Source organism: Curtobacterium sp. PhB25 (assembly GCF_004365375.1).
Taxonomy (GTDB): Bacteria; Actinomycetota; Actinomycetes; order Actinomycetales; family Microbacteriaceae; genus Curtobacterium.
On record NZ_SODR01000027.1, the window covers coordinates 1 to 2,401 of the forward strand.

4 protein-coding genes are annotated in these 2,401 nt (G+C 68.0%); 1 reads left to right on the plus strand and 3 read right to left on the minus strand.

The annotated features are described in order from the left end of the window. Positions 1-62: 62 nt before the first annotated feature. Positions 63-536 (minus strand): DUF1772 domain-containing protein, encoded by a 474-nt coding sequence (locus EDF51_RS19650; protein WP_243650182.1) that lies wholly within the window; start codon positions 534-536, stop codon positions 63-65. Further along, positions 533-955 (minus strand): ester cyclase, encoded by a 423-nt coding sequence (locus EDF51_RS19655; protein ID WP_207896308.1) that lies wholly within the window; start codon positions 953-955, stop codon positions 533-535. Before EDF51_RS19655 ends, EDF51_RS19650 begins: the two co-directional genes overlap by 4 nt. Positions 956-1,064: 109 nt before the next feature. On the opposite strand from EDF51_RS19655, the gene EDF51_RS19660 reads away from it, so the two are divergent. Beyond that, positions 1,065-1,640, plus strand: coding sequence for a TetR/AcrR family transcriptional regulator (locus tag EDF51_RS19660; protein WP_131847713.1), 576 nt, complete (start codon positions 1,065-1,067; stop codon positions 1,638-1,640). A 53-nt stretch (positions 1,641-1,693) separates the two neighbouring features. Here the strand turns inward: EDF51_RS19660 and EDF51_RS19665 are convergent, their stop codons facing one another. Continuing rightward, positions 1,694-2,317, minus strand: a complete 624-nt coding sequence (locus tag EDF51_RS19665) for a recombinase family protein (RefSeq protein ID WP_243837176.1) — start codon at positions 2,315-2,317, stop codon at positions 1,694-1,696. Between the last annotated feature and the right edge of the window lie 84 nt (positions 2,318-2,401).

Sequence of the window (2,401 nt, forward strand, 5' to 3'; positions counted from 1 at the left end):
GCCTGGCGGATCCTCCGCGTCGTGATGGCAATGGGCTGTTTGAGATGGTGGCGGTGGGGTGGTCAGAGCAGGACGAGCGCGGCCGCGATGCCGAGGAGCGCGGCACCCTGCAGGGCCGCGCGGAGCACGATGATCCGGTCCCAGCCGGCCTGCAGCGCCCGCGCGTCGGCGGGCGTCTCGCCTCGGTCGGCGGCGGCGGTCAGCCGGCGGTTGATTGGCGCGCTGATCCGCGCGTAGAGCACGAGCCACACGACCAACAGAACGAGGGCGATCCCCGCAAGCACGGCGGCGCTGCCACGGTCGGCGAGAGCGGCGAGCACGGCGACGACGGCGGATCCGACGAGGCCAGCGACCCCGGGCGCGGGCATCCGCACGTCGCCGTAGCGGTGCACGTTCCCCATCACCGACGTGAGGGACGCTTCGTCCACGCGGGCGAGCGCGGGCCGCATCACGAGCGCGCAGAAGGCGTCGGTACCGAAGACGACCCCGATCCCGAGGAGGGTCACGAGACCGGTGGCCCACGCGGCACCGGTCACGAGCGGGCCGCCCCGCCGTCGAGGCGCGGCAGCACGCCGACCTGCTGGAAGACCTCCATCAAATTGAGCTCGTCCCAGTGCTCTGCGAGCAGGCCGTCCTCGACGCGCCAGATGTCGATGCTCCGCATCTCGACCGTCGCGCCGGTGGCCGGGATCCCCATCAGCTCACCCTGGTGCGTGCCCCGGTAGACGAAGCGGCCGACGACGCGGTCTCCCGCCACGATGATGTCCTCCATCGTCGCGGTGACGTCCGGCAACCCGGCGAAGAACATGGCCCAGAAAGCGCGGTTGGCCTCGCGGCCGTCGGCGACGACGACGTTGTGGTTGACGTAATCCTCCGCGAGGAAGCGGTCGACAAGGTCGGGGTCGTGCGCGTTCAGCATCTCGAGGTAGGTCTCGACGAGTGCGCGGTGCTCCATGATGCGATCCTCTCTAATGGCTAGCGATGCTAACCACTAGCAACGCTAACGCTTCGGCGCCGACAAATCAAGAGTGGCGCTCGCGTCACTAGCGGCGCTAACATTCGGTATGACCATCGCCGAACGGCGCGAGCGCGAGCGCGCCGACCGCCGCCGTCTCATCACCTCCTCCGCTCGCGCCATCGCCGAGAAAGAGGGGTGGGAAGCGGTGACGACCCGGCGTCTCTCGACCGAGATCGAGTACAGCCAACCCGTCATCTACAAACACTTCGCCTCGCTCGACGAGATCACCAAATCCGTAGCACTCGAGGGGTTCACCGAGCTGGCCGATGCCCTGCGCGTGGCGCGGGAGTCGGCCGCCTCGGGGGATGCGGTGCGCGCCGTCGCCCACCGCTATTGCGCATTTGCGACCGCCGCACCCGCGCTCTACGACGCGATGTTCAGCCGCACCACACGGCTGTCCTTCGGCTCCGACTCCGTGCCGGAACTGTCCGCCGCGTTCGCCGAACTGCGGGGTGCCCTCGCGCCGAGCTCCGATGACGACGCGTCCGAACTCCTCACCGAGACCCTGTGGTCGGCTCTGCACGGCCTGGTCGTCCTCGACCGCGGCGGGCGGCTGCGCGCGGGGCGTCGCGCGGACCGCATCGATCTCGTCGTCGATGGGCTCTCCTCCGCCGAAGTCTGACGCCGACGGGAAAACATCGTCCGATCAAGCCTCCAATCCGGGGGCAGCAGGCGCTACACGCTGGCGACGTCTCCTGCGGCTGCGTCGGTGGCAGCAGGTGTGCGGGGCGTGGCGAGCATCCGATAGAGGGTGGTGCGATCGATGTTGAGGCCGCGCGCGACGGTGGTCTTCGGAACACCGGTCCCGATGAGCCGGCGAGCTTCGGTGATCTGGTCGTCAGTGAGCTTCCGGGAACGGCCCTTGTACTTCCCGGCCGCTTTGGCGATGCGGATTCCCTCGCGTTGGCGTTCGCGGATGAGGGTGCGTTCGAACTCGGCGAACGCGCCGAGGAGATTGAGCATGAGTCGGCCGATCGCGTCGTCGGTGTCGCGGCTGTAGGTCTGCTGTTCCTTGACGAACTCGACCGAGGCGCCCTTGGCGGTGATCTCGTCGACGATGTCACGCAGGTCACCGAGGGAGCGGGCGAGCCGGTCCATGGATGCGACCCGGACGACATCGCCGTCGCGGACGTATCCGATGCAGTCGGCCAGGGCAAAGCGATCGATGCGTGCGCCGCCGGAAATCTTCTCCTCGAACACTCGATCGACGTCCCCGATCGCCTCGAGCTGCCGGTCGAGGTTCTGATCGATCGAGCTCACCCGAACGTAGGCGACGGTCTGCGTTTTGTGTTGCACCACCCCTAGACCCTCGCACACTCCTGTAGCAAAAAGACGAATCGGCACCTCAGAACCACGCGTTTCGACCTCCCGAGCCGATGTTGC

What these genes read in the sequence shown, in the direction of transcription:
- EDF51_RS19660 (WP_131847713.1), top strand. Translation starts at nt 1,065, where the DNA reads ATGACCATCGCCGAACGGCGCGAGCGCGAGCGCGCCGACCGCCGCCGT.
- EDF51_RS19655 (WP_207896308.1), bottom strand. Translation starts at nt 955, where the DNA reads ATGGAGCACCGCGCACTCGTCGAGACCTACCTCGAGATGCTGAACGCG.